At 70.0% G+C, this 2,635-nt stretch carries 2 protein-coding genes; both read right to left on the bottom strand.

Annotated features, from left to right (window positions below; all coding sequences use genetic code 11):
* On the bottom strand, positions 1–296 hold a 296-nt coding region (locus tag ACIGO6_RS41580; protein ID WP_399886014.1), incomplete at its 3' end, for a condensation domain-containing protein.
* A 45-nt stretch (positions 297–341) separates the two neighbouring features.
* Positions 342–2,635: amino acid adenylation domain-containing protein (locus ACIGO6_RS41575; RefSeq protein ID WP_399886012.1), on the bottom strand; the 2,294-nt coding region annotated here is incomplete at its 5' end.

Below are 2,635 nucleotides of genomic sequence, written 5' to 3'. Positions count from 1 at the left end.
CGAAACACCGTCCTCAACACCTCATGCCGACCCACCACCACCGACAACGCCTCACCCAACACACCCACATCCAACCCACCCCGCACCCGCACCGCGGCGCAGGCGTTCCATGAGGTGGTCCCGGGGGCGAGCCGGTCCAGGAACCACAGCCGCTGCTGGGCGAAGGACAGCGGCAGCGGCTTGCTCCGGTCCGCGCGCGGAATCGTCTGCTCGGTGCGCTTACCGCTGAGCAGCTTCTCCAGGAGGGCTCGCTGTTTGTCGGTGAGGTTGGCTATCCGCTCGTTCGCTTGGGTCATCGGTGATCGGCCAATCTGCCAGTCGCGTGTGCTGAAGGGGGTCGGTCACTGCTGTTCGAGCCGTCGCAGCGCCTCTTCGACCTGCTCGTCGGTCATGCCTTCCACGGCGCTCAGCGCCTCGGTCAGCTCACGCTCGCCGACCTCGCGTCTGGCTTGGACCTCGGCTGCCAGCGCACGCGGTGCGGGGTTGCGGAACAGGGCCTCCACGGACACGTCCGTCCCCGTCGCGGCGCGCAGCCGGGCGACGGCCCGGGTGGCGAGCAGGGACTGCCCTCCCAGCGCGAAGAAGGTGTCGTCGATGCCGACCGACTCGATTCCGAGGACCTCCGCGAAGACCTGGCACACCAGTTCCTCGTCGGGGGTGCGGGGGGCGACGTAGGCCGCCGCGCCGGCGAGCAGGTCCGGTACGGGCAGTGCCTCGCGGTCGATCTTTCCCGTGGAGGTCAGTGGGAGGGCGTCGATCACCATGAAGGCGGAGGGCACCATGTACTCGGGCACGGCGGCGCCTGTGTGCGCACGCAGGGACGCGGCGAGCTCGGCCCGGTCCGTCCCATCGACTTCCAACGACTCGTCCGGCACCACATAGGCCACCAGCCGTTTGCCGCCCGGGCCGTCGTCCCGCACGACGACCAGGGCCTGGGCGACCGACGGATACTGCCGGAGTACGGTCTCGACCTCGCCCGGCTCGACGCGGAAGCCCCGGATCTTCACCTGGTCGTCGACACGGCCCAGGTACTCCAGGTTCCCGTCCGGCATCCAGCGCCCCACGTCGCCGGTACGGTACATACGCGAGCCCGGCTCACCGAACGGATCGGCGACGAAACGATCCGCCGTCAGCCCCGGCCGCCCCACATACCCACGCGCCAGGCCGACACCGGCCACGTACAGTTCGCCGGGCACGCCCACCGGAGCGGGTCGCAGCCGGTCGTCGAGCACGAGGACGCGGTGGTTGGGCAGCGGCCCGCCCAGCGGGACGCCTTCCGCTCCCGGCGGGTTCTGCGCGTTCGTCCGGAAACCGGTGACGATCACCGTCGCCTCGGTGGGTCCGTAGACGTTGACGATCTGCAGATGCGGGTGCGCGTCGAGGAGTCGTGACATCGTCGCCGTCGGCGCCGTGTCGCCTCCCACCTGCACCTCACGCACTCCCGCGAACGCCTCCGGGCATTCGTCGGCGAGGAGTTCGAGCAGGCCGGGGGTGAGGAACAGGCCGGTGACCGCGTGCTCGCCGATGACCGTTCCGAACGTCGCCGCGTCGATACCGCCGGGCGGGGCCAGGACGAGGGTGCCGCCCGCCAGGAGCGCGGGCCACATCTCCGCCGTGGACACGTCGAACGCGTACGACGAGTGCACCAGCACCCGCTCGTAGGCGCCGCTGCCGAAGAGTGCGTCGCTGGCGAATCCGACGACGTTGCGGTGGGTCACCGCCACGCCCTTGGGGGTGCCGGTGGTACCCGAGGTGTAGATCACGTAGGCGAGTGAGTCGAGGGCCGGCCCGCGTCCGGCCACCGGGGTCGCCGGCCAGGAGCCGGTGTCGGCACCGACGTCGATCACCGTGAGCTTTCGGTCCGCGAGCAGGTCGGTGAGTACCGTGGGGCGGTCGGTGAGCACGAACCGGGCGTCCGACTCGTCCAGCATCCACAGTTTTCGGGACACCGGATTGCGTTCGTCCATGGGCAGGTAGGCCCCACCGGCCTTGAGGACGCCCAGCGAGGCGATCACGGTCTCGGGCGACCTGCCGATGTCGAGGCCCACGATGTCCTCGTCGCACAGGCCGAGTTCGATCAGGCGACGGGCCAGCCGATCAGAGGCGGCATCGAGCTGTGCGTACGTGAGGCGTCGCTCGCCCTGGAGGATCGCCGTCGCGTCCGGTGTCCGTACGGCCACCTCGGTGAACAGGTCCGGCAGCGTGCGGGCCGGTACGGGCTGGTCTTCTCCCTGCCAGGTGGTGAGGACGCGCCGGCGCTCCTCCGCGTCCTGCAGCGACAGACGGGACAGCGGTCGGTCGGGATCGGCCGTGGCCTCTCGTACGACGTTCCCGAGGTGGTCGAGCAGTCGCTGCACGGTGGAGTGGTCGAACAGGGCGCGACTGTAGATCGCCTGCCCCGTGATACCCCCGTCGCGGTCCTCCACAAGGTGCAGTTCCAGGTCGACCCTGGTGGAGACGCGGTCGGCGGCGAAGATCTCGACCTCCTCACCTGTCGCGTCGAGCCGGCCGAAGGACGGGGTGTTGACGATCTGGAAGACGACCTGGACGAGGGGGTGGCGTGAGAGGTCGCGTTCGGGCTGGAGCCGCTCGACCAGGTACTCGAAGGGCAGATCCTGATGCGCGTACGCCCCCA

The organism is Streptomyces sp. NPDC053750 (assembly GCF_044544295.1).
GTDB lineage: Bacteria > Actinomycetota > Actinomycetes > Streptomycetales > Streptomycetaceae > Streptomyces.
The sequence above is the reverse complement of the archived record's forward strand: the minus strand, read 5'-3'. Positions and strand labels throughout refer to the sequence as shown.